Source organism: Delftia sp. DT-2, from assembly GCF_028401915.1.
Classification (GTDB): Bacteria; Pseudomonadota; Gammaproteobacteria; order Burkholderiales; family Burkholderiaceae_C; genus Comamonas; species Comamonas tsuruhatensis.
Window position 1 is genome coordinate 350195 of sequence record NZ_JAQOTI010000008.1, and the last position, 23174, is coordinate 373368.

The 23174-nt window shown below is 67.7% G+C and carries 19 protein-coding genes; 6 read left to right on the top strand and 13 right to left on the bottom strand.

The genetic code is table 11. The features are described 5' to 3' along the window. Positions 1-6: 6 nt before the first annotated feature. Entirely contained in the window at positions 7-1104 is a 1098-nt protein-coding gene (locus tag PO605_RS16860; RefSeq protein WP_016447236.1) for an aminoglycoside phosphotransferase family protein, read from the bottom strand. Between the two features lie 92 nt (positions 1105-1196). On the opposite strand from PO605_RS16860, the gene PO605_RS16865 reads away from it, so the two are divergent. From PO605_RS16865 to rsmA, 3 genes are all read left to right on the top strand, one after another. Then, a complete protein-coding gene (locus PO605_RS16865) occupies positions 1197-3632 on the top strand; it encodes an LPS-assembly protein LptD (RefSeq protein ID WP_047471839.1) in 2436 nt (811 codons plus the stop codon). A gap of 41 nt (positions 3633-3673) precedes the next feature. Next, the gene (locus PO605_RS16870; RefSeq protein WP_272206657.1) at positions 3674-5101 is read left to right on the top strand and encodes a peptidylprolyl isomerase; all 1428 of its coding nucleotides are present in this window, start codon (positions 3674-3676) and stop codon (positions 5099-5101) included. A gap of 76 nt (positions 5102-5177) precedes the next feature. Then, positions 5178-5945: a 16S rRNA (adenine(1518)-N(6)/adenine(1519)-N(6))-dimethyltransferase RsmA gene (rsmA, locus tag PO605_RS16875; RefSeq protein ID WP_017404994.1), complete on the top strand. Its 768-nt coding sequence runs from the start codon at positions 5178-5180 to the stop codon at positions 5943-5945. 66 nt (positions 5946-6011) lie between these two features. Here the strand turns inward: rsmA and PO605_RS16880 are convergent, their stop codons facing one another. The 10 genes from PO605_RS16880 to PO605_RS16925 form a co-directional block, all read right to left on the bottom strand. After that, positions 6012-6437 carry a barstar family protein gene (locus tag PO605_RS16880; RefSeq protein WP_013804792.1) on the bottom strand — a complete coding sequence of 142 codons (426 nt, stop codon included), beginning with the start codon at positions 6435-6437 and terminating at the stop codon, positions 6012-6014. Between the two features lie 149 nt (positions 6438-6586). After that, on the bottom strand, positions 6587-7006 hold the full coding sequence (locus tag PO605_RS16885; RefSeq protein WP_016447232.1) for a ribonuclease domain-containing protein: 420 nt from the start codon (positions 7004-7006) through the stop codon (positions 6587-6589). Positions 7007-7330: 324 nt separating this feature from the next. After that, on the bottom strand, positions 7331-9640 hold the full coding sequence (locus PO605_RS16890; RefSeq protein WP_016447231.1) for an NADP-dependent malic enzyme: 2310 nt from the start codon (positions 9638-9640) through the stop codon (positions 7331-7333). 208 nt (positions 9641-9848) lie between these two features. Next, on the bottom strand, positions 9849-11315 hold the full coding sequence (locus PO605_RS16895) for a M81 family metallopeptidase (protein WP_047474771.1): 1467 nt from the start codon (positions 11313-11315) through the stop codon (positions 9849-9851). Next, positions 11312-12607 carry a Zn-dependent hydrolase gene (locus PO605_RS16900; RefSeq protein WP_047219255.1) on the bottom strand — a complete coding sequence of 432 codons (1296 nt, stop codon included), beginning with the start codon at positions 12605-12607 and terminating at the stop codon, positions 11312-11314. The genes PO605_RS16895 and PO605_RS16900 overlap by 4 nt, the downstream gene beginning before the upstream one ends. Positions 12608-12639: 32 nt before the next feature. After that, positions 12640-13350, bottom strand: a complete 711-nt coding sequence (locus PO605_RS16905; protein ID WP_017404300.1) for an ABC transporter ATP-binding protein — start codon at positions 13348-13350, stop codon at positions 12640-12642. Next, positions 13347-14126: an ABC transporter ATP-binding protein gene (locus tag PO605_RS16910; RefSeq protein WP_047474763.1), complete on the bottom strand. Its 780-nt coding sequence runs from the start codon at positions 14124-14126 to the stop codon at positions 13347-13349. The genes PO605_RS16905 and PO605_RS16910 overlap by 4 nt, the downstream gene beginning before the upstream one ends. Continuing rightward, on the bottom strand, positions 14123-15115 hold the full coding sequence (locus tag PO605_RS16915; protein ID WP_016447228.1) for a branched-chain amino acid ABC transporter permease: 993 nt from the start codon (positions 15113-15115) through the stop codon (positions 14123-14125). The genes PO605_RS16910 and PO605_RS16915 overlap by 4 nt, the downstream gene beginning before the upstream one ends. 5 nt (positions 15116-15120) lie before the next feature. Further along, positions 15121-15981 carry a branched-chain amino acid ABC transporter permease gene (locus PO605_RS16920; protein ID WP_012207821.1) on the bottom strand — a complete coding sequence of 287 codons (861 nt, stop codon included), beginning with the start codon at positions 15979-15981 and terminating at the stop codon, positions 15121-15123. Between the two features lie 199 nt (positions 15982-16180). Then, a complete protein-coding gene (locus PO605_RS16925) occupies positions 16181-17386 on the bottom strand; it encodes an ABC transporter substrate-binding protein (RefSeq protein ID WP_034365479.1) in 1206 nt (401 codons plus the stop codon). Positions 17387-17630: 244 nt separating this feature from the next. On the opposite strand from PO605_RS16925, the gene PO605_RS16930 reads away from it, so the two are divergent. Then, a complete protein-coding gene (locus PO605_RS16930) occupies positions 17631-18647 on the top strand; it encodes a FadR/GntR family transcriptional regulator (protein WP_047474760.1) in 1017 nt (338 codons plus the stop codon). A 109-nt stretch (positions 18648-18756) separates the two neighbouring features. Continuing rightward, the gene (locus tag PO605_RS16935; protein WP_016454212.1) at positions 18757-19785 is read left to right on the top strand and encodes a Bug family tripartite tricarboxylate transporter substrate binding protein; all 1029 of its coding nucleotides are present in this window, start codon (positions 18757-18759) and stop codon (positions 19783-19785) included. An 80-nt stretch (positions 19786-19865) separates the two neighbouring features. Here PO605_RS16935 and PO605_RS16940 read toward each other — a convergent pair whose 3' ends face one another. After that, entirely contained in the window at positions 19866-21224 is a 1359-nt protein-coding gene (locus PO605_RS16940) for an aspartate aminotransferase family protein (RefSeq protein ID WP_016447223.1), read from the bottom strand. Positions 21225-21470: 246 nt separating this feature from the next. Between PO605_RS16940 and PO605_RS16945 the strand changes: the two genes are divergently transcribed. Then, positions 21471-22439 (top strand): LysR family transcriptional regulator, encoded by a 969-nt coding sequence (locus tag PO605_RS16945; protein ID WP_046238008.1) that lies wholly within the window; start codon positions 21471-21473, stop codon positions 22437-22439. 410 nt (positions 22440-22849) lie between these two features. On the opposite strand, the gene PO605_RS16950 is transcribed toward PO605_RS16945, so the two are convergent. Continuing rightward, positions 22850-23122: a DUF2061 domain-containing protein gene (locus PO605_RS16950; protein ID WP_047474758.1), complete on the bottom strand. Its 273-nt coding sequence runs from the start codon at positions 23120-23122 to the stop codon at positions 22850-22852. Positions 23123-23174 lie beyond the last annotated feature (52 nt).

A 23174-nucleotide genomic window follows, 5' to 3' on the forward strand; every position in this document is an offset into this window, starting at 1 on the left:
CTGTCCTCAAACGCGCCCGTAGGCCCAGCCCACCTGGGGCTGAATGTTCTCGATCTGGTCCACCAGGCGCAGCAGCGGCGTCAGTTCGCGGTAGCGGCTGCAGGTGGCGCGGATGTAGTGGATGAAGCGCGGCGTATCCGCCAGGTAGCGGGGCTTGCCGTCTCGCAATGTCAGCCGTGCAAAGATGCCGGCCACCTTGAGGTGGCGCTGCAGCCCCATCCACTCCACGCCACGGTAGAACTCGCCGAAATCGTCGCCCCAGCCGCTTTGGCTGCGCGCGCCCACCAATCCCGACTTGCGTGCCTTTTCCCAGTAACGCACGGTAATGTCGATGACAAAGTCCTCTTCCCAGCTGATGAAGGCATCGCGCAGCAGGCTGGCGATGTCATAGGTCACTGGGCCGTAGACCGCATCCTGGAAGTCCAGCACGCCCAGCGGGCCGCTGGCCGTCACGGGCTGCATGAGGTTGCGCGTCATGAAGTCGCGGTGCACGAAGACGCTGGGCGCCGCCAGGTTGTGGGCCACGATCTGGTCGAAGGCCTTGGCCAGCGTGGCCTGCTGCCTGTCGTCGAGCACGGTCTCGCGGTGGCGCGCGATGTACCAGTCGGGGAACAGCTGCAGTTCGCGGCGCAGCAGGGCGTCGTCATAGGCGGGCAGCACGTCGGGGCGCGAGGCGGTCTGCCAGGCCAGCAGCACCTCCAGCGCCGAGCGGTACCAGGCTTCCGCGTCCTGGGGCTTTTCCGGGTCCAGCGCCTCGATGACGGTGTGGCCGCCCAGGTCGGACAGCAGCATGAAGCCGTGCACGGCGTCCCAGTCCAGGATCTGCGGCACGGCCAGGCCGGCCGAGGCCATCAGCGCCTGCACCTTGGCGAAGGGCGCGCAGTCTTCCTTGTCCGGCGGGGCATCCATGACGATGAGGCTGGCGCCGGCGGCGGTGTCCAGGCGCAGATAGCGGCGAAAGCTGGCATCGGCCGATGCCGGGCGCAGGGTTTCGGGGCGCAGCGCGTGGCGGGCGGACAGCGGGGCCAGCCAGGCGTCGAAGGCGGCATGGCGGGCGGGGTCGGCCCAGACAACGCCGGCCGTGGGGGTGTTTGGATGGCTCATGGATAATCGCGATTCTACAAACCGCCACCCCGGCGAATGCCCGGCGGTGATGCTAGGCTTGCGCCTTTGTCCACCCGCCGCTGTTGACCACCGTGTACCTCCGACCGCCGCTCCCCGATCCGCTGGCTGCCCGCGCGCCCGCGCGCCCCGCTGTACGCCCGCTGGCCTGGCTTGTGGCTCTCGCATGGGCCGGTGGCTCGACGCTGGCCCAGGCCCAGCCCGCTGCGGCCGATGAAGGCCGGCTGCAGCAGGTGCGCCCGCTGCGCCCCAGCACGCTGATGCAGGAAACCTACCCTGAGGCGGTCCGCTCCCAGCAGCCCGTCTACGTGCGTGGCGACGCGCTCAGCGGCCAGCCGGACATCAATGCGGTGATCGAGGGCAATGCCGAACTGCGCCGCGGCGACACCATGATCCGCGCCGACCGGCTCGAATACCAGGTGCCCGACGACCGCGTCAATGCCTCGGGCGCCGTGCACATCAACCAGGCCGGCAATGTCTACGAAGGCTCGCAGCTGGACCTGCAGGTCGATGCCTTCAAGGGCTTTTTCGACAACGCCGGCTACCGCTTCCTGGCCAACGGGGCCTACGGCAAATCCTCGCGCGTGGACTTCATCGACCGCGACCATGCCGTGGTCCATGACGCGACCTACACCACCTGCCAGCGCGATGACGAAGCCACCTGGCAGCCGGCCTGGATGCTGCGCGCCCGGACCTTGCACATCGACATGGCCGAGGAAGTCGGCGTGGCCGAAGGCGCGGCCCTGCAGTTCAAGGGCGTGACCGTGCTGCCCGTGCCGCGCATGAGCTTTCCGCTGTCGGACAAGCGCAAGTCGGGCCTGCTGCCCCCCACCATGGGCCTGGACAAGCTCAGCGGCATCGAATACACGCAGCCCTACTACTGGAACCTCGCGCCCAACCGCGACATGACCCTGTATCCCTCGGTCATGAGCAAGCGCGGCGTCAACCTGGGCGCCCAGTTCCGCTATCTGGAGCCCACCTATTCGGGCGAGGCCTACGCGGCCTACATGCCGGGCGACCGCCAGCGCGACCGTGACCGCTGGGCCTACTCGCTGCAGCACCGGGGCGTCATCAGCTCGCCCATCGGCGGCCTGGGGTTGAACATGAACCTCAACCGCGTCAGCGACGACAACTACTGGCGTGATTTCCCGCTGGCCGCCCGTTCCTTGCGCGAGCGCCTGCTGCCCAACGACGTGAACCTGTCCTGGGCGCGTGGCGACGGGGTGCTGACCCTGCGCACCCTGTACTGGCAGACCATGCAGGACGCATCGGCGCCCATTGCCCCGCCCTACGGCATGAAGCCGCAGCTGCAATGGCGCTACACGCCGCTGGACCTGCCGCACGGCCTGGACTTCAGCTTCGTGGCCGACACCACGCGCTTCGAGATCGACAAGCCCCTGGCCGGCATGACCTACAACAACGGCCAGCGCAGCTACATGCAGGCGCAGCTGAGCCGTCCCTTCCTGTCGCCGGGCGCCTTCATCACGCCCAGGATCCAGTTGCACACCAGCAACTACCAGGTGGACCGCCTGATGAGCAACGGCAACCGCAATGCCTCGCGCACGCTGCCCACGGTCAGTGTGGACAGCGGCCTGGTGTTCGAGCGCGACACCACGCTGTTCGGCCGCCAGCTGCTGCAGACCTTCGAGCCGCGCGCCTTCTACACCTACACGCCCTACCGCGACCAGAGCTTTCTGCCGCTGTACGACACGGCGCGCAACGACTTCAACTTCGCGAGCATCTACTCCGAAAACGACTACAACGGCCAGGACCGCATTGCCGACAACCACCTGCTGACCCTGGGCGCGACCACACGCCTGATCGACGGGGCCACGGGCGCGGAAAAGGCGCGTTTCGGCATTGCGCAGCGCGTGCGTTTCTCCGACCAGAAGGTCATCCTGCCCGGCGAGGTGCCTGCCACCAGTCGGCTGTCCGACGTGCTGCTGGGTGCGGCCATCAACTGGACCGATGCCTGGTCCACCGAAGGCACGACCCAGTACAACCGCGACCTGAACCGCCCGGTGCGCACCACCTTCGGCGCGCGCTACAGCCCCAGCTCCTACCGCACGGTGAACGTGGCCTACCGTACCCAGTACGACACCGTGGCACGCACCGATGCCAGCAAGCTGGTCGATGTGGGCTGGCAATGGCCCATCAACGACCTCTGGGGCGACAAGGGCCGTGACCTGGGTGCCGGCCGTGGCCAGGGCGGCGGCCGCTGGTACACGGTGGGCCGGCTGAACTACAGCCTGAAGGACCGCAAGCTCGTCGATACCGTGGTCGGGCTGGAGTACGACGGCTGCTGCTGGATTGGCCGCGTGGTGCTGGAGCGCCTGCAAAGCTCCATCACCCAGTCCAACACCCGGCTGCTGTTCCAGATCGAGTTCGTAGGCTTCTCGCGGCTGAGCCTGGGTGCCGACCCGCAGCGCAGCCTCAAGCAGAATGTGCCGCGCTACCAGTACCTGCGCGAGTCGGTGACGCCGCCCAGCCGCTTCACCAATTACGATTAGAGCCAAGGCTCCAAACACGCTTTTTGCAAGGCATCTCTCCCATGCGTTTTCTTTCCCAGACCCATTGCTGCGCAGCGGCCGCTGTGGCGCTGGCCTTGCTGGCCACCACAGCCCAGGCGCAAGGCCTGCGTGTTCCGGGCCAGTCCAGGGCGCCCCAGGCCGGCGATGCCTCCGTCTCGCGCGCGCTGGACGCCACCAACCAGCCCTTGTCGCGTGATCGCGGCAGCAATGCCGGCGTGCGCTCGGCCGACTACATCGTGGCCGTGGTCAACTCCGAGCCCGTGACCAACAACGAGGTGCGGGCCCGCATGGCGCGCGTGGCGCAGAACATTGCCGAGCAGGGCGGCCAGATGCCGCCCGAGGCGCTGCTGGCCCGCGAGGTGCTGGAGCGGCTGATCGTGGAAAAGGCCCAGCTGCAGGAAGCCAAGGACACGGGCCTGCGCGTGGATGACTACGCCGTGGACCAGGCGCTGACCAATGTGGCGCGGCAAAACGGCCTGGACAAGGCCGGCCTGCAGTCACGCCTGCGGGCCGAGGGCGTGAACGAAAAGCAGTTCCGCGAAGAACTGCGCCGCCAGATCACGCTGCAGCGCCTGCGCGAGCGCGATGTGGACGGCCGCGTGCGCGTGACCGAAGCCGACATCGACCGCTACCTGGCCGAGCAGCGCAGCGGCGGCGCCGACAAGGCGCCGGCGGCCGTGAACCTGGGCCACATCCTGATCGCTGTGCGCGAGGATGCCAGCCCCGCCGAAGTGGCCGAGCGCGAAGCCCGCGCCAAGCAGGCTGCCGAGGCGGCCCGCACGCAAGGCGACTTCCTGGCCGTGGTCAAGGAGTTCTCCGATGTGCCCGACGGCCAGGGCGGCGGCGCCATGGGCATGCGCCCGCTGGACCGCTACCCCGAACTGTTCACCAAGGCCGTGGGCCAGACGCCGCAGGGCGGCATCGTCGGCCCCTTCCGTTCGGGCGCGGGCTTTCACGTGCTCAAGGTGCTGGAGAAGTCGCAGGCCGGCATGCCTTCCGTGGTCACGCAAAACCATGCGCGCCACATCCTGCTGCGCATCGGCGACCAGATGACCGAGGCCGATGCCGCCAAGCGCCTGGCCGACTACAAGCGCCGCGTGGACAGCGGCCAGGCCAGCTTCGAATCGCTGGCCCGCGAGTTCTCGCAGGACGGCAGCGCGCGCAACGGCGGCGATCTGGGCTGGGCCTCGCCCGGCCAGTTCGTGCCCGAGTTCGAGCAGGTGCTCAATGCGCTGCAGCCCGGGCAGGTCAGCGACCCGCTGGTCTCGCGCTTCGGTGTGCACCTGATCCAGCTCATCGAGCGCCGCCAGGCCGCGCTGACGCCGCGCGAGCAGCGCGAAATGGTGCGCAACGTGGTGCGCGAGCGCAAGCTCGAAACCGACTACCAGACCTGGCTGCAGGAGCTGCGTGGCCGCGCCTACGTCGAGTACCGCGAGCCCCCGCAATAAGACACCCCCCAAGCAGCCATGGCTGCGGCAGTCCACAATGGAAGGCGGTGCCATGGCGCACCGCCTTGCTTTTTCTATGAAACACATTCCTCGCAAACGCTTCGGCCAGAACTTCCTGACCGATGGCGGCATCATCGACGGCATCGTGCGTGCCATCGATCCTCGGCCGGGCCAGTCCATGGTCGAGATCGGTCCGGGCCTGATGGCCCTGACCCAGCCCCTGGTCGAGCGCCTGGGCCGGCTCACCGTGATCGAACTGGACCGCGACCTGGCCGTGCGCCTGCGCCTGCACGAGCAGCTCGACGTGGTCGAGTCCGACGTGCTCAAGGTGGACTTTCGCGCCATCGCCGCGCGCCTGGGCGTGCCCAAGCTGCGCATTGCGGGCAACCTGCCCTACAACATCTCCAGCCCCATCCTCTTTCACCTGCTCGAGCAGGTGGACGTGGTCGAGGACCAGCACTTCATGCTGCAAAAGGAGGTCATCGACCGCATGGTGGCCTCTCCGGCCACGGCGGCCTATGGGCGGCTGACGGTCATGCTGCAGTGGCGCTATGCGATGGAGAGCGTGCTGTACGTGCCGCCCGAGAGCTTCAATCCGCCGCCCAAGGTGGACAGCGCCGTCGTGCGCATGGTCCCGCGCGAGGCGCCGGCGGCCCTGGACGCGAAGCTGCTGGAGGAGATGGTGCAGGTGGCCTTCAGCCAGCGGCGCAAGATCCTGCGCAACACGCTGGGGCGCTGGCTGGAAGCCAAGGGCTTTGACGGGGAGTTCGACCTGCAGCGCCGCGCCGAGGAAGTGCCGGTGTCCGAGTACGAGGCACTTGCGGCCCGGTTCACGCGCAGCTAGACGCAGGTGGCGCACGGCGCCAGCGCCCACATGGGACGCTGGCGCCGTGCAATCAATGTGCGGCTCTTACAGGAAAGAGTAGAAGCAGCGGAACGGGATCTTGCGCTCGGCCCAGTATTCGGCCGCGTCGCGGAAGCTGTCCAGCAGTTGCTCGCGCACTTCCTTGTCGAACTTGGGCGTGGTCGGGATCTGGTCGAGCACGAGCACGAAGCCCGGCTGCGGGCCGGCCTTGTGGATGGGGTCGGTCAGGCAGTCGTAGAGCGCGTCGAAGTTCTTGCCGAAATGCGCGGGGAAGAAGAACTGCGTGGCCAGCAGCTCCAGGATGTCGGCCTTGGTCTGCGCATGGGCCAGGTTGGCATACAGGAAATGGCACCCCAGCGTCTCGGCCGCCTGTTGCAGATCCTCCACCCTGTAGGCGCGGATGGACTGCACGATGTTGGCGCGCACGTTCCGCAAAGGGGTGTCCGGGATCTTACGAAGTGGTGCATCCATCTCCGTGGCTCTTTCTCTAACGTGGATGTGGCCTGCGGGTACGGGCACCTGGCCTGCGGCGTCCCCGGGCTGTGGATGAAATGCAGACCCCTGCCAGCGCACTGCGTCGGACGCGGAGGGTCGAACTGGCTGCAAAGACTGGGTCGAGGTCATTCGATGATCTTGCGAAAGCTGCTGTAGTGGTCGCTGGTGTAGTAGCAGGCATCGGGCTGCTGGGGCTCTCCGCCGCAGACGATGCGGCGGGCTCCGCGGTCACGCGAGCCGGGCGTGCGCACCGTGTACTCACGGTAGTAGCCGCGCGACTGGCGCGGCAGGATGCGCTCGCGGTTGCCGAACACCGTGCCGTCCTTGTCGTGGGCAAAAGGCCCGCCGCGCAGGATCAGCGTATAGGTGGAACGGCCTTCGCGCGGCAGCTCTGACAGAGTGACGGTGGCCATGGCCGCCGTCGAATCCGCGCTCTCGGGCGCCGAGCGGCGCGCATCAGCGAGCGAGGGCGACAGCACAAAGGCGGCCCCGACGATGAGCGCTAGACCGGACTGGTACGCCTTGGCGGCGGCTGCCTTCAGCATCAACTACACCTTTCAGAAATCCAGGGAAGCCCTGAAATCTCGACCCGCTAGTGTGACGGAACACCCCTCAAAATGCAAGTTCTGCCTAAAAAACAGGCAGCTTGACCGAGGAAATGTCTGGGGATTGAACAGTGAGAAGGCAACTCTGCGCCTGAGTTGCCTTCCATTCAATGCAAATGCCGCCCGTTGTCTCAAAAACGCGCGCGGCCAAAACGAGGGACACCGAGCAAGGGCCGCCCCGCAGCGAGGGTGTCGTCCCCCTCCCGCGAAGCGAGAGAGGGCGCCGTGCACACGGGGGAAGCGGCGAAGCCGCTCAGGGGGTGCTTAACGGTTAGCGTTAGCGTCCGCCACCGTCAGCGCCGTCATGTTGACGATGCGGCGCACCGTCGTGCTCGGCGTGAGGATGTGCACGGGACGGGCGGCGCCCAGCAGCACGGGGCCGATGGCAATGCCGCCGCCAGCGGCCTGCTTGAGCAGGTTGTAGCTGATGTTGGCCGCGTCGATGTTGGGCATGACCAGCAGGTTGGCATTGCCCAGCAGCGTACTGTTGGGCATGAGCTGGGCGCGGGCCTTGCCGTCCAGGGCCACGTCGCCGTGCATCTCGCCGTCCACTTCCAGCCAGGGGGCCTGCTCGCGCAGCAGCTCCAGGGTCTGGCGCATCTTGACGGCGCTGGGCTGGTTGCTGGAGCCGTAGTTGGAGTGCGACAGCAGGGCGGCCTTGGGCTTGACGCCGAAGCGCATCATTTCCTCGGCGGCCATGATGGTGATCTCGGCCAGCTGCTCGGCCGTGGGGTCGTAGTTGACGTGGGTGTCCACCAGGAAGACCTGGCGGTCGGGCAGCAGCAGGCCGTTCATGCAGGCATAGGTCTGCACGCCGGCGCGGCGGCCGATCACCTGGTCCACGTACTGCAGGTGGTGCGATGTCTGGCCCCAGGTGCCGGTGATCAGGCCGTCCACTTCGCCCTTGTGCAGCAGCATGGAGCCGATCAGGGTCAGGCGGCGGCGCATCTCGATCCTGGCGATGGGCACGGTGATGCCCTTGCGCTCGGTCATGCGGTGGTAGGTCTGCCAGAAGTCGCGGTAGCGCTCGTCGTGCTCGACGTTGACCACGTCGTAGTCCTGGCCCTCCTTCAGGCGCAGGCCGAACTTCTCGATGCGCTGGGCAATGATGGCCGGGCGACCGATCAGCGTGGGGCGCGCAATGCGCTCGTCCACCACGATCTGCGCGGCGCGCAGGATGCGCTCTTCCTCGCCTTCGGCATAGGCCACGCGCTTCTTGGTGGCCTTCTTGGCCGTGGCGAACAGCGGCTTCATCATCGTGCCCGAGGCGTAGACGAAGGTCTGCAGATGGGCGCGGTAGGCATCCATGTCCTGGATCGGGCGCTGGGCCACGCCGCATTCGGCGGCAGCCTGGGCCACGGCCGAGGCGATCTTCATCATCAGGCGCGGATCGAAGGGCTTGGGGATCAGGTACTCAGGACCGAAGCTCAGCTGCTCGCCCACGTAGGCTGCCGCCACTTCCTCGCTCTGCTCGGCCTGGGCCAGTTCGGCGATGGCGTGGACGGTGGCGATTTCCATCTCGGTGGTGATGGTGGTCGCGCCGCAGTCCAGCGCACCCCGGAAGATGTACGGGAAGCACAGGACGTTGTTGACCTGGTTGGGGTAGTCCGAGCGGCCCGTGGCGATGATGGCGTCGCTGCGCACGGCCTTCACGTCTTCGGGAACGATTTCGGGGTTGGGGTTGGCCAGCGCGAAGATCACCGGACGCGCGGCCATCTTGACCACCATGTCCTGCTTGAGCACGCCGCCGGCGGACAGGCCCAGGAAGACGTCGGCGCCTTCGATGACCTGGCCCAGCGTGCGCAGCTCGGTGGCGCGCGCGAACTGGGCCTTGTCCTCGTCCATCAGCTCGGTGCGGCCCTCGTAGACCACGCCGGCCAGGTCGGTGACGAACACGTTCTCGCGGCGCAGGCCGACTTTGAGCAGCAGGTTCAGGCAGGCCAGGGCAGCGGCGCCCGCGCCCGAGGCCACGAGACGGACCTCCTCGATCTTCTTGCCCGCGACCTTGAGCGCGTTGACCATGGCCGCTGCCACGGTGATGGCCGTGCCGTGCTGGTCATCGTGGAAGACGGGGATCTTCAGGCGGCGGCGCAGTTCGCGCTCCACGAAGAAGCACTCGGGTGCCTTGATGTCTTCCAGGTTGATGGCGCCGAAGGTGGGCTCCAGCGCGGCGATCACATCGACCAGCTTTTGCGGGTCCTTCTCGTTGATCTCGATGTCGAAGACGTCCACGCCCGCGAACTTCTTGAACAGGACGGCCTTGCCTTCCATCACCGGCTTGGAGGCCAGCGCGCCGATGTCGCCCAGGCCCAGCACGGCGGTGCCGTTGGAGATCACGGCCACCAGGTTGCCGCGCGCCGTGTACTTGAAGGCGGCGGCCGGGTCCTTGACGATCTCTTCGCAGGGCGCTGCCACGCCGGGCGAGTAGGCCAGGGCCAGGTCATGCTGGTTGGCCATGGGCTTGGTCGGCACGATGGTCAGCTTGCCGGGCTTGGGAAACTCGTGGTATTCGAGTGCGGCACGGCGCAGCTGGGCACGTTTATCGGAAGGGGTCGGGGCCGTGTTGTCGGACATCAAGCGTCTCCAGCGAAGGCATGGCCAACGCACGCGCGGATCAGCCCGCGTGCCGTCGGCCGAGGTAGGGGGGAACCGATTGTAGGCCGACAGGCAATAGCCGGGTCCTGCTGTGAAACTGTTGTGATGCCTGGTTGCCCAATGCCCCGCAGCGGCGGCGGTCTTTGCTTGCGCGCCGCCGCAAAGCCGGGCAATCACCTGGCATCCATCAGATGGCGTCCAGCGGAAACACCGGGCGGCTGACCCGGGCGAACGGAAAGCGCGAATAGTCCGAGGTGGTCACGCCGGGGCTGTCGCACTCGACCAGACCGGCGGACAGCGGCACGAAGACGGGCCGGCAGTACATGCGCGACTTGAGCAGCACGAAGCGAAAGCGAGTCGGGTCCATGCCCACGCAGTGGAACACGCCCAGGTCCCAGGGCTCGTGCGTCTGCTCGGTGATCACGATCTGCGCGGCGCCCGTATCCAGGCAGGCCGTGCGGCCCATGTGGCAGCGCTGGCCCGTGTAGATGGGGCCGCTGACCGTGTAGGCGCCGTCGCTGACGGCGCGCACCGTGCCGCGCAGCCGCAGCGGCTGCTTGTGAAGGCCGATGCGCTCCAGCGAGACCTTGTTGCCCAGCGCGATCTCCACCTCGGCGCCTTCGCCCGCCGCCGTGAGCGAGGCAACCGCTTCGGGGTCGCACAGCGGGCCCACGGCAATGCCTGACAGGCCCAGCTCCAGCGCGGTCTGCAGCACGTCCATGGTGTCGCAGGTGCCGCCGGACATGCAGTTGTCGCCATGGTCGAGCAGCAGCACGGGGCGGTCGGCGCCGTCGGCCAGGGCCTGGGCGCGGCGCAGCGAATCGGCCAGCGGCTCGCTGCGGTAGACGAAGTCGGCGCGGCGCTGCCAGATCCGGGCGGCCAGCGCGTCCACGCTCGCCTGGGTGGCCGCGCGTTCGTCGGTCCTGCAGGTGGCGACCACGCTCACGCAGGGCGCGGCGATGTCGGCCAGCGAGAAGCCGCCGAACACCGAGACCGCGGGCAGGCCCTCCGCTTCCAGGGCGCGCGCTGCGTTCACGGCGTCCAGCATGGGGCCGTCCAGCGTGGTGCTGCGCAGCGTGTGGCTCATCAGCGGCAGGCGGTGCCAGCACACGGCATAGCGCGCGCGGCCGGCCAGCATGTCCAGCAGCAGCCGGCCCGCGTGCTCGCCGGTCTCGTACATGTCGATGTGCGGATAGGTCTTGAAGCCCACCATCACGTCGGCATTGCCCACCATTTTTTCGGTGATGTTGCCGTGCAGGTCCAGCGCCACGCCAACGGGCACGCCGGGCGCGGCGGCGCGCACGCGTTCGAGCAGGTCGCCTTCGCCGTCGGCACTGTTCTCGGCCACCATGGCGCCGTGCAGGTCCAGCAAGATGGCATCGCAGCCCGGCGCGGCCGCCACGATGCGGCGCGTGAGTTCGTCATAGGCGGCCGCATGCACGGGGCCGCTGGGATTGGAGGTGGCCGATACCGGCGTGACCAGGGTGGCGCCCGCCGCCTCGGCCAGGTCGATGAAGGCGGCCATGGCCGTGCGCATGCCCTTGTTGGCCGAATAGGCGGCCTCGCCATAGGTGGGCGCAAACGCCTCGATGGGCGTGGGCACGGGCGAGAAGGTATTGGTCTCGTGGTTGAGCCGGGCGATCAGGATCTTCATGCCGGCACCCCGCCGTCCGCTGCCTGCACCACGCCCGCAGCCGCCAGCATGGCGCGCAGCAGCACGTTGCAGCCGGCCTCCAGGTGGGCGGGCTCGGCATCCTCGATCTCGTTGTGGCTGATGCCGTCGGCGCAGGGCACGAAGATCATGGCGGCAGGCGCCACGCGCGCCAGGTAGACGGCATCGTGGCCCGCGCCGCTGACCACGTCCATGGCGCTGTAGCCCAGGTCGGCCGCATTGGCGCGCACGGCCTCCACCAGGTGCGGCGTGAAGGGCTGGGGCGGGAAGTAGACGACCTGCTCCACGCCAACGGTCACGCCATGCGCGGCCGCAATGCGCTCGCAGGCCGCGCGCAGTGCGGCATCCATGTCCAGCAACTGGCCGTCGTCCGGCGCGCGCAGGTCCACGCTGAGCTTGACGCCGCCCGGGATCACGTTGCGCGAGTTGGGAAACACCTCCAGCGATCCCACGGTGCCGCGCGCATGCGGCAGGCGGTCCAGGGCGATGCGGTTGACCTCGGCCACGAGGTCGCTGGCGGCCAGCAGGGCGTCGCGGCGCAGCTCCATGGGCGTGGGGCCGGCATGGGCCTCCATGCCCTGCACGCTGACGTCGTACCAGCGCTGGCCCAGCGCGGCGCTGACCACGCCGATCACGCGTTCATGGTTTTCCAGCACCGGGCCCTGCTCGATATGGGCCTCGAAATATGCGCCCACCGCAGGCGCCGGGCCGGCCGGCCCGGCATAGCCGATGGCGCGCAGCGCCTCGTCCACGCTCACGCCCTGGGCATCGCGCTGGGCCAGCGCATGCTCCAGCGTGAAGGCATTGACGAACACGCCCGAGCCCATCATCACGGGCACGAAGCGCGAGCCTTCCTCGTTGGTCCACACGGCCACTTCCAACGGGGCGCGCGTGCGCACGCCGCCATCGCCCAGCGTGCGCAGCACCTCCAGCCCGGCCAGCACGCCGTAGTTGCCGTCGAACTTGCCGCCCGTGGGCTGGGTGTCGATGTGGCTGCCCGTCATCACGGGCGGCAGCGCATCGTCCAGGCCTGCGCGGCGCGCGAAGATGTTGCCGATGGCATCGACGCGGATGCTGCAGCCGGCCTCGCGCGCCCACTGCACGAAGAGATCGCGCCCCTGGCGGTCCAGGTCCGTCAGCGCCAGGCGGCACACGCCGCCCTTGGGTGTGGCGCCTATGCGCGCCAGGTCCATCAGCGATTGCCACAGGCGGGCGCCGTCGGTGCGCAGCCCGGCCGCAACGGCGGCGGCTGCAAGAGGGGTACTGAGATCCATGAATGACTCCTGGGAATGCGAAAGGCGGTGGATCAGGCGATCCCTACACCGAGATACCGGTCCTTGATGGCGTCATCGGCCAGGAAAGCGGCATTGCCTGCCTCGTGCGCAATCGCACCCTGTTCGATGATGTAGTGGCGGTCGGCCAGCTGGGTGCAGACCTCCAGGTTCTGCTCCACCAGCAAGATCGCCACGCCAGCGGCCTTGATGGTCTTGAGCTGGGCCACGATCTCCTCCACGATCACGGGCGCCAGGCCCTCGACGGGCTCGTCCAGCATGAGCAGGCGCGGCGCGTTCATCAGGGCGCGGCCTATGGCCAGCATCTGCTGCTCGCCGCCCGACAGCTGGCCGCCGCCGTTGCCGCGCCGCTCCTTGAGGCGCGGGAAGATGCGGTAGATGTCGGCCAGTTGCCAGGGCGAGCGCTTGCGCTGGCCCAGCATCAGGTTCTCCTCCACCGTGAGCAGCTTGAAGATGCCGCGGTGCTCGGGCACCAGGCAGATGCCGCGCTGGGCCACCTGGTGCGTGGCCAGCCGGTGCACGGGCTCGCCGCCGAAGCGGATCTGCCCCTGCGAGGGCTGCATCACGCCTGCGATGGACTTGAGCGTGGTGGTCTTGCCCGCGCCGTTGCGGCCCAGCAGCGTGACCAGCTCGCCGTCCTGCACCTGCAGCGACACGCCCTGCAGCACATGGCTCTTGCCGTAGTGGGCGTGTATGCCCTCGACCGAAAGCAGGGGACCGCTCATGCCTTTCCTCCCGTGATCATGTTGCCCAGATAGGCGCTGCGCACACGCTCGTCGGCGCGGATCTCGTGGGGCAGGCCTTCGGCCAGCACACGGCCCTGCTGCATGACGGTGATGGTGTCGGAGATGTCCATGACGATGTTCATGTTGTGCTCGATGAGCACCACGGTGTGCTCATCCCTGAGGCCCTGGATCAGGCGCTTCATCTCGTCCAGGTCATCGATGCCCATGCCCGAGGTCGGCTCGTCCAGGAAGATGGCCTTGGGCCGCGCGGCCAGGGCCATGCCCACCTCCAGCCGCCGCTGCTGGCCGTGCGAGAGGTTGCCGGCCGGCGTGTCCGCATGGCGCTCCAGGCCCAGGCGCGAGAGCACGCTGGCCACGGTGTCGGCCAGGGCGCGAGCACCCACGGGCGCGTTCCAGCAGTCCAGCGCCCTGGCGGGCGCCACGCCCTGGGCGGCCAGGCGCAGGTTCTCGCGCACGGGCAGGGTCAGGAACAGGCTGGTGACCTGAAAGGACCGTGCCATGCCACGCCGCACGCGGCGGTGGTCGGGCTCGCGCGTCACGTCGTGGCCGTCGAAGACGATGCGCCCGCCGCTCACGCTCTTGGTGCCCGTGAGCATGTGGAACAGGGTGGTCTTGCCCGCGCCGTTGGGGCCGATCACCGAGTGCACGGTGTGGGCGCGGACCTTGAGGTCCACGCCGCCCAGGGCGACGAACTTGTCATAGCGCTTCTCGACGCCCACGGCCTCGAGCAGGATGGGAGATGCTGTGGCGCTCATGCCTGGCCTCCTTTGGTTTCTGCAGCGGCCGCCTCGGCATCTGCCGGCCCTTTGCGGCGCACCAGGGCCCACAGGCTCTCGCCCAGGCCCCACAGGCCGCGCTGCAGGCCCAGGCTCACGATCATCAGCACCACGCCCAGCAGCAGCAGCCAGCGCGGCCACAGCGTGGACAGCCAGTCGCCCAGCAGCACATAGAAGGCCGCGCCCAGCACCGAGGCCAGCAGGTTGCCCGTGCCGCCGATCACGGTCATCACCAGGATCATTTCGCTGGTGTGGTACTCGGCGTTGGACAGCGGGGCGATGCCCGTCATCATGGCGTGCAGCGCGCCGGCCAGGCCCGTGACCGCGCCCGAGATCACGAAGGCCTGCAGCTTCAGCAGCCTCAGGTCGTAGCCCACGGCGGCGGCGCGCTCCTCGTTGTCGCGCACGGCCAGCAGCGTGCGGCCGAACATGGAGTCGCAGACGCGGCGCAGCAGCCAGAACACCACCAGAAAGAGCACGGCCACAAAGCCGTAGTACTGCCAGGGCGTGGCCAGCGGCCACAGCGTCTGGCCGGCCACCGCGAGGGCGGGGCGGGGCACATCGAGCAGGCCGTTGTCGCCGCCGGTGATGTCCGTGGCCGAGTAGGCGATGAAGTAGAACATCTGCGCAAACGCCAGGGTGAGCATCACGAAATAGGTGCCGCGCTGGCGTATGGCCACCCAGCCGACGATGGCCGCGCCCACGGCGCCCATGGCGGTGGCGGCCAGCAGGGCCAGCGGCATGGGCAGGGGCCAGCGTGTCAGCAGCAGGGCGATGGTGTAGCTGCCCAGCCCGAAGAAGATGCCCTGCCCGAAGGACAGCAGCCCCGTGTAGCCCAGCAGCAGATTGCAGCCCATGGCCGCGAGGCCGAAGATCAGCACTTCGCTGGCCAGCGAGCCCGACTGCATGCACAGCGGCATGGCCACCACGATGGCCAGCGCGAGAAGGAGATGGGAATGCCTGGTCATGGTCTTCATCCTTTGCGGCCCAGCAGGCCATGGGGTCGCAGCAGCAGCACGGCGGCCATGGCCACGTAGATCATCAGGCGCGCGCCCTCGGGCCACAGCGTGCTCATCACGCTTTGCACGATGCCGATCAGCAGGCCGCCGACCAGTGCGCCGCCGAAGCTGCCCAGCCCGCCCACGACCACGATCACGAAGGCCACGCCCAGCGCCTCCACGCCCATGAAGGGCTCTGCGCCGCGTATGGGCGCGGCCAGCACGCCGGCCAGCGCCGCCGTGGCTGCGCCCAGCGCGAACACCAGGCTGAAGATGCGCAGCACGTTCACGCCCAGCAGGGACACCATCTCGGTCGATTCGCTGCCCGCGCGCACCGCGCTGCCCAGCCGCGTGCCTTCCAGCAGCCACCACAGCAGCACGGCCAGCACGGCGGTGAAGCCGATCACGAACAGCCGGTACTTGGGATAGACGAAGCTGCCCCACATCACCACGCCCTGCAGCAGATCGGGCACGGCCACGCTGTCGCCCAGCGGGCCCCATTGCACGATCACCAGCTCCTGCACCACCAGGGCCAGGCCCACGGTGACGATGATGTGGAACTCATGCGCCTTGGCATACACATGGCGCAGCATGAGCTTTTCCACCAGCCAGCCCAGCGCGCCCACGGCCAGCGGCACCACGACCAGGGACAGCCAGAAGCTCATGCCCCAGCGCGTCATTTGGTAGCAGAAATAGGCGCCCAGCAGGTAGAAGGCACCGTGCGCGAAATTCACGAAACGCAGCAGGCCGAAAACGATGGACAGGCCCACGGCCAACAGGAAATACAGCATGCCTATGCCGATCCCGTTGATGGTCTGAAGCAGATAGATGCTCATACAGGGTCCGAAACGATGGACGAAGGAGGCGGCGCGGAATGCGCGATGGTTTGAACCTCGTGCGACACAGGGCTGAGCCCTTGAACTGGCACGGCCCAACTCAGGGACACCGAGCAAGGGCCGCCCCGCCGCGAGGGTGTCGTCCCCCTCCCGAAGGAGAGGGGGAAGGCGCGCAGCGCCTCAGGGGGTGCCTTCCATCTCAAACCAGCTTGCAGCCGGTCTGGTCTACGGGCAGGAAGGACTTGCCGGAGCTGACCACATCCACGTAGTCGTCCTTGTTCTTCATCTTGGACTTGGCCTTGCCCTTGAGCAGGTAGTAGTTCTTGAGCACCTGGTGGTCTGCCTTGCGCACCTCTTCCTCGCCCGTCAGGCCCTGGTACTTCATGCCTTCCAGCGCGGCGACCACGGCCTTGGGGTCGACCGTGCCGGCCTTGACGATGGCATCGATCATCAGCTTGGTGCAGATGTAGTGGCCGGCCAGGCTGTAGTTGGGATTGGCCTTGAACTTGTCGTTGCAGCGCTGCACCAGATCACGGTTGAGCGGCGTGTCCACCGTGTGCCAGTACTGGGCGCCGAAGTACACGCCGTCGCACAGGTCAGCGCCCAGCGACTCGAACTGCTCCAGCCCTGAGGCCCAGGCGATCAGGATGGTCATGTTCTTGTTCATGCCGAAGCTGATGGCCTGGCGCAGCGTGTCCGAGGACTGGGCGCCGAAGTTCAGCAGCAGCAGCACGTCGGGCTTGGCGGCCACGGCATTGGTCAGGTAGCCGCTGAACTCCTTTTCGGTCAGCGAGTGGTAACTGTTGCCCACATGCTCGATGCCCTTTTCCTTGAAGATGTTCTTGGCCGCCGTGAGCAGGCCGTCGCCGAACACGTACTGCGGCGTGATGGTGTACCAGCGCTTGGCCTTGGGCAGGGATTCGATCAGCGGGCGCACGGTCTGCTCGATGGCGCCGAAGGTGGGTGCCGACCAGCGGAAGGTGGCGCTGTTGCAGTCCTTGCCCGTGATCTCGTCTGCGCCTGCGGTGGTGATGAAGATGCCGCCGGCCTTCTCGGCCTCCTTGCCCATGGCCAGCGCCTCCGACGACAGGATGCCGCCTGCGAAAAAGCGCGTGCCCTGCTGCTGCGAAGACTCCTGCAGCTTGCGCACGGCCGTGGCGGGCTTGCCCTCGGTGTCCAGCACGGTGTAGGCCAGCGGGCGGCCCAGCGCCTTGCCGTATTGCTCTATGGCCAGCTTCATGCCCAGGTCCGCGTACTTGCCGTTGGCCGCGAAGGCGCCCGACATGGGCACGGGGCAGGCGAACTGGATGCTGTCCTTGGACTGCGCCCAGACGCTGCGGCCCAGGCCCAGCGATGCGGGCAATGCGCCCAGTGCCGAGAGTTGCAGGAGGTGACGACGTTGCATGGGATCTCCGTGATGGGGACTGAAGGCGCTGCGGCCCGGGTACGCTTTTCAGAGCAAGTTGCATGCCAGTCGAAACGGGTGCGTGCAGGCTCCTTGATTCATATTTATAGTGATAAATAGAAGGAATAGGGCGCGTGCTAACCCTAGGCGCAAACGCCCACGCGCCATGGCGGTGCATACTGCACCAAACCCGTATGCAGACTGGGCGCGGACACGATCCGGTGCCCTTCCGGAGAACACAACAATGGCTACACCCAAGTCGGCCCCCCTGGCGATCCGGCAGCTCAAGCGCCCGGATCTGGTGGCCCAGGAGATCAAGCGCCTGATCACCGAAAAGAACCTCAGCCCCGGCGACCGCCTGCCGCGCGAAAGCGAGCTGCAGGCCCAGTTCCAGGTCAGCAAGGGAACGATCCGCGAGGCTCTCAAGTCGCTGGAAGTGCAGGGGCTGATCACCATCTCCACCGGCCCTTCGGGCGGTGGCACGGTCGTCGAGGTGCCGCTGGACCGCACGCTGCAGTTCATGCAGAACTACCTGTTCTTCCAGGAGGTGACCATCGACGACATCTACACGGTGCGCCAGATGCTGGAGCCCGAGCTGGCGGCAGGCGCCGTGCCCCATCTGACCGAGGCCGATTTCGAGGCCCTGGAGCACAGCATCGCCTGCTGCGATCCCACGCAAAGCAGCGACGACCTGGTGAGCCAGCGGCGCGAGGACGTGAACTTCCACGACATCCTGGCGGCCGCCAACCCCAACCCGTTCCTGCGCTTCACCTGCGAGCTGATCAACGAGATGATCCGCCAGCTCATCGTCTTCGCCAACCGTACTCCGCAGGCCGAGCACCGGCGCTTCGGCGAGGCCAATGCGCAGTTCCACCGCAGCATCGTGCAGGCCGCGCGCGAGCGCGATGCTGCGAAGGTGCGCGCATTGATGCAGGAGCACATGCGCGATGCGGCCAGCAGCGTCAAGCGCATGAAGGGCCGCATCCAGGGCCGGCTCATCCTCGATGCCGACAGCCTGCGCAGCCCGCGTCCGCGACGCGCCGTGCAGCCGGTGGAAAAGGCCGCGGCGACAGCGCCAGGGACTGCGTCAAAAACAACGGCAAGGGCGAGCGCAAGGGCCACCGCGAAGGCCCCGGCAAAGGCCCCCGCAAAAACCATCCCAAAGGCTTCCGCAAAGACGGCTGCGAAGGCTCCGGCAAAGTCGCCTGCAAAGGCCACGTCCGCGCGTCCCGCTGCCGCACGCAAGCGCGCGGCCTCCTGAGCTGTCCCGCACCGGTCATCGGCGCCCCACGCCACGCGTTTCGCGCTGCCCGCTGCTGGTATGCTGCCGCGCGCTTGGCCTTCACGCATCCCCCTCACGAGACAACAGCATGAGACAAACCCCTTTCGCATCCTCCCGCACCCCGGTGCGCCGCGCAGCCCTGTGGCACGCCCTGGCCGGCGGCCTGGCGCTGGCGGCCACGCTGGCGGCGCCCCTCGCCCATGCCCAGGGCGCAGGCAGCTATCCGTCCAAGACCATTCGCCTGGTCGTGCCCTTCGCACCCGGTGGCTCCACCGACATCCTGGGCCGCCTGCTGGCGCAAAAGCTGGGCGAGAGCATGCACACCACGGTGGTGGTGGACAACAAGCCCGGTGCCAACGGCACCATCGGCTGCGACCTGGTGGCCAAGGCGCCGGCCGACGGCTACACCGTGGTGCTGGGCGACGTGGGCTGCATGGCCATGGCCAAGGGCCTGTATACCAAGCTGCCCTATGACCCGCTGCGCGACTTCGCGCCCATCAGCCTGGTGGCGCGCAGCCCGCTGGTGCTCACCGTGGGCGCGCAAAGCCCGTTCCACTCGCTCAAGGAGCTGACGGCGGCGGCCCAGGCCCAGCCCGGCAAGCTCAACTACCCCTCGTCGGGCACGGGCGGACCCAACCATCTGGGCGCCGAGCTGTATGCCATGCAGGCCAAGGTCAAGATCGGCCACGTGCCCTACAAGGGCAGCGCGCCTTCGGTGGTGTCGCTGGCCGCCGGCGAGACCGACTTCGGCTTTCTCACGGCCGTGACCATTGCCGCGCAGCTCAAGGCCGGCAAGGTGCGCGCGCTGGCCGTGGCCCACAACGAACGCCTGCAGTCCATGCCCGACGTGCCCACCATGTCGGAGGCCGGCCTCAAGGACTTCACGGCCGATGCCTGGTTCCTCGCGGCCGTGCCCGCAGGCACGCCCAAGCCCATCGTGGACCGGCTCTACGCCGAGATCGCCAAGGCCCTGCCCGCGCCCGAGGTCAAGGAAAAGCTGGACGCCATGGGCGTGCTGCCCTCGGGCCTCAAGCCCGATGCCTCGGCCCAGTTCCTGCGCGTGGAAGTGGACAAGTGGCGCGATGTGATCAAGAACGCGGGCATCACGCTGGACTGATTTCGCAGCCTTGCCGTTGCCATGCAAAAAAGCCCCTGTGGCCTCACGGCCCAGGGGCTTTTCTCATGTGCCGGAGATGCTCAGTTCGTTTCGGTCAGGGCATCGCCCAGGGCGCTGACCAGCCGCTCGATCTCGGCCTTCTCGCTGATGAAGGGCGGTGCGATCTGGATGGTGTCGCCGCCGTAGCGCACGTAAAAGCCCTTGTCCCAGCACTTCATGGCGATCTCGTAGGGACGGCGGGCCGGCTCGCCGGGCAGCGACTCGATGGTGAAGCCCGCAGCCAGGCCGAAGTTGCGGATGTCGGCCACATGCTTTGCTCCCTTGAGGCTGTGCACGGCCTGCTCGAAGAACGGGGCCAGCGCGCGCACGCGGCCCGGGCCGTCCTCGCGCTGCAGCAGGTCCAGCGCGGCCACGCCCGCCGCGCAGGCAATGGGGTGGGCCGAGTAGGTATAGCCGTGCGGGAACTCCAGCATGTACTCGGGGCCGCCCGCTGCCATGAAGGTGTCGTAGATCTCCTTGCTGGCCACCACGGCGCCCAGGGGCTGGGCGCCATTGGTCACCTGCTTGGCGATGTTCATGATGTCGGGCGTGACGCCGAAGGCCTCGGCTCCCGTCATGGCGCCGCAGCGGCCAAAGCCCGTGATGACCTCGTCGAAGATCAGCAGGATGTTGTTCTGCGTGCAGATCTCGCGCAGGCGCTGCAGGTAGCCGGCCGGCGGAATCACCACGCCGGCCGAGCCCGAGAAGGGCTCGACGATGACGGCTGCGATGTTGCTGGCGTCATGCAGGGCGATCAGGTCCAGCAGCCGGTCGGCCAGCGCGCGGCCATCGGTGGCAGGCATGCCTTTGTGGAAGGACCCCAGCGCCGGCTGCGTGTGCGGCAGGTGGTCGGCCTCCACGCCCTGGCCGAAGGTCTTGCGGTTGCCCACCATGCCGCCGACCGAGATGCCGCCGAAGTTCACGCCGTGGTAGCCCTTCTCGCGCCCGATCAGCCGGGTCTTGCCGCCCTGGCCCTTGGCGCGCCAGTAGGCGCGTGCCATCTTCAGCGCCGTGTCGGCGGCTTCCGAGCCCGAGCCCGTGAAGAACACATGGTCCAGGCCTGCGGGCGTCAGCTCCTTGATCTTGTTGGCCAGCGCGAACGAGGCCGGGTGGCCGAACTGGAAGGCCGGCGCATAGTCCAGCTGCTGGGCCGCGCGGCCGATGGCTTCGGCGATCTCGCGGCGGCCATGGCCCAGGCCCGAGCACCACAGGCCCGACAGGCCGTCGAAGATCTTGCGGCCGTCGGCATCGGTGTAGTAGGCGCCCTGGGCGCTGGTGATCATGCGCGGGCGCGCCTTGAACTCGCGGTTGCCGGTGAAGGGCATCCAGTGGGCCTCGAGCCAGGCGGCATCGGTGCGCGTGGCGGGGGCGGCGCTTTGTTCGGTGGGAACCAGGGTCATGGCGATCTCCTCGAGCCTAGGGAAGAAATGTGGATCGGCCCATTGTGAGCGCGCTGTTTGATTTCGCGAAGAGCACGATATCGAGGTTTACTTGCATATTTCTGCAAGTGATCAAGCGCCTGCCGGTCGCTGCATGGCGTGCGCGCATTGGGGGAATCCGTCGCCACTGCCGCCCCGTGGCTCCCCTATAGTGGCTCCCCTGTAGCGGTGGCCATGTCCGGCAAGCACACCGGGAGGCGAATGGCGATGGCGGAATTTTCTCTGGATACCCCTGCGAGCCGCCGGGCACGCGATGGCCGTGCGCGCGCGGCGCTGGGCCAGCTGGGCGACATGGATCTGCGCCTGCTGCGCGTGTTCAAGGCCGTGGTCGAGTGCGGCGGCATGTCGGCTGCCGAGCTGGAGCTGAACATCGGCAGCTCCACGCTGAGCCGCCACATGAAGGACCTGGAAGAGCGCCTGGGCCTGACGCTGTGCCGGCGCGGGCGCGCCGGCTTCGCACTCACGCCCGAAGGCCACCGCATCTACGAGGCCACGCTGCAGCTGCTGGGCGGCGTGGAGGGGTTTCTGGGCCAGGTGGACGACATCCATGGCCGGCTGGCCGGCACGCTGGACGTGGCGCTGTTCGACAAGACCGTGGGCAATCCGCAGTCACGCATTCCCGAGGCGATAGGCCTGCTGCACGATCAGGCGCCGCAACTGCACCTGCGGCTGCACGTGGCCTCGATACAGGCCATCGAGCGCGGACTGATGGAGGGGCGCTGGCAGGTGGGCGTGCTGCCCTCTGCACCCAGTTCGGGCGCGCTGGACAGCGCCCGGCTGTTTGGCGAGCGCATGCAGCTGTACTGCGCTCCCGGCCATCCGCTGCATGGCGCCGACCATGGCGGGCTGGACTGGGACAGCCTGGGCGCACATGCCTTTGCAGGCCTGGGCTACCAGTCGCCCAACATGGCGCTCAGCCACCAGGCCGGCCTGCAGCGCCAGGCCACCGGTTTTGACCAGGAGGCCATTGCCATGCTGGTGCGATCGGGCCGCTACCTGGGCTTTCTGCCCGACCACTATGCACAGGCCATGGAGGGCCAGGGTCTGCTGCAGGCCGTGGCCCCCCACCGGTTCTTCTATCTCTGCGATTTCTTCGCGGTCTGGCGCAGTGCCGTGGTGCCTGGGCGTGCAGCCCGTGTGTTCATCGACGCGCTGCTGGGCGTGCACCGTGAATGAACGGCTTTGCCACAGCCTTGGCAAGAGGAAAATCACAGGTTTGCGAAGAGGCTATACACAGCTTTTCACACAGCTTGTGCACATATTTTCCAGCGTATGCGCTTGACAATGTTTGGCATTGTGACCGGCGCCGGGGCTTCAGTCCGCCCCGATGCGGTCGAAAGGCATGTATGGATTCCGTGCCGGCCATGGGCCGCACGGGCAGCGCCTTGATACCAACGATTTCGCATTTCCCGGGTTCTTGCACCATGCGCCGCCATGTCCACCTCTCTTGCCGCCACGGCAGGGCCGGGTTTCAGCCCGTGCCGCCATCGACCATCCTTGCCAGGGTTTCGGTCAGCCAATTGCCGAATGAGGCGTCCGCGCTGAAAGACCGCAGGGGCGTGGGCATGTTCGTGCTCCTGGCGGGTTCAGGCCGCAGCCGCAGTGGCTGCTGCGGGCGGCGCCATGCCGGCGCCCGCGTCGGCACGGCGGCGCAGGCTGCGCTCCCACAGCTTTTCATGGAAGAAGAAGGCCACGGCCTGCACCGTGGGCTCCAGCAGGCTGAGCGTCAGCGCGGCCCAGAGATTGCGGGTCACGGCATAGGCCACGGCCGCTGCCACGGTGACATGGATGACGTAGTAGCTGGCAGTCTTCAACAGCGTGCGGCGGTGGTGGTGAAGGGTCTGGCGGATGCGGCTCATGGGGCTCTCCTCGGGATGAGACTCCATGCTAGGTGCGTGAAATAGTTATGGC

Bases quoted from the DNA above. Each gene is read 5' to 3' on its own strand.
- PO605_RS16860 (WP_016447236.1), bottom strand. From the start codon at position 1,104: ATGAGCCATCCAAACACCCCCACGGCCGGCGTTGTCTGGGCCGACCCC.
- PO605_RS16870 (WP_272206657.1), top strand. From the start codon at position 3,674: ATGCGTTTTCTTTCCCAGACCCATTGCTGCGCAGCGGCCGCTGTGGCG.
- rsmA (WP_017404994.1), top strand. From the start codon at position 5,178: ATGAAACACATTCCTCGCAAACGCTTCGGCCAGAACTTCCTGACCGAT.
- PO605_RS16880 (WP_013804792.1), bottom strand. From the start codon at position 6,437: ATGGATGCACCACTTCGTAAGATCCCGGACACCCCTTTGCGGAACGTG.
- PO605_RS16885 (WP_016447232.1), bottom strand. From the start codon at position 7,006: ATGCTGAAGGCAGCCGCCGCCAAGGCGTACCAGTCCGGTCTAGCGCTC.
- PO605_RS16890 (WP_016447231.1), bottom strand. From the start codon at position 9,640: ATGTCCGACAACACGGCCCCGACCCCTTCCGATAAACGTGCCCAGCTG.
- PO605_RS16895 (WP_047474771.1), bottom strand. From the start codon at position 11,315: ATGAAGATCCTGATCGCCCGGCTCAACCACGAGACCAATACCTTCTCG.
- PO605_RS16900 (WP_047219255.1), bottom strand. From the start codon at position 12,607: ATGGATCTCAGTACCCCTCTTGCAGCCGCCGCCGTTGCGGCCGGGCTG.
- PO605_RS16905 (WP_017404300.1), bottom strand. From the start codon at position 13,350: ATGAGCGGTCCCCTGCTTTCGGTCGAGGGCATACACGCCCACTACGGC.
- PO605_RS16910 (WP_047474763.1), bottom strand. From the start codon at position 14,126: ATGAGCGCCACAGCATCTCCCATCCTGCTCGAGGCCGTGGGCGTCGAG.
- PO605_RS16915 (WP_016447228.1), bottom strand. From the start codon at position 15,115: ATGACCAGGCATTCCCATCTCCTTCTCGCGCTGGCCATCGTGGTGGCC.
- PO605_RS16920 (WP_012207821.1), bottom strand. From the start codon at position 15,981: ATGAGCATCTATCTGCTTCAGACCATCAACGGGATCGGCATAGGCATG.
- PO605_RS16925 (WP_034365479.1), bottom strand. From the start codon at position 17,386: ATGCAACGTCGTCACCTCCTGCAACTCTCGGCACTGGGCGCATTGCCC.
- PO605_RS16930 (WP_047474760.1), top strand. From the start codon at position 17,631: ATGGCTACACCCAAGTCGGCCCCCCTGGCGATCCGGCAGCTCAAGCGC.
- PO605_RS16935 (WP_016454212.1), top strand. From the start codon at position 18,757: ATGAGACAAACCCCTTTCGCATCCTCCCGCACCCCGGTGCGCCGCGCA.
- PO605_RS16940 (WP_016447223.1), bottom strand. From the start codon at position 21,224: ATGACCCTGGTTCCCACCGAACAAAGCGCCGCCCCCGCCACGCGCACC.
- PO605_RS16945 (WP_046238008.1), top strand. From the start codon at position 21,471: ATGGCGGAATTTTCTCTGGATACCCCTGCGAGCCGCCGGGCACGCGAT.
- PO605_RS16950 (WP_047474758.1), bottom strand. From the start codon at position 23,122: ATGAGCCGCATCCGCCAGACCCTTCACCACCACCGCCGCACGCTGTTG.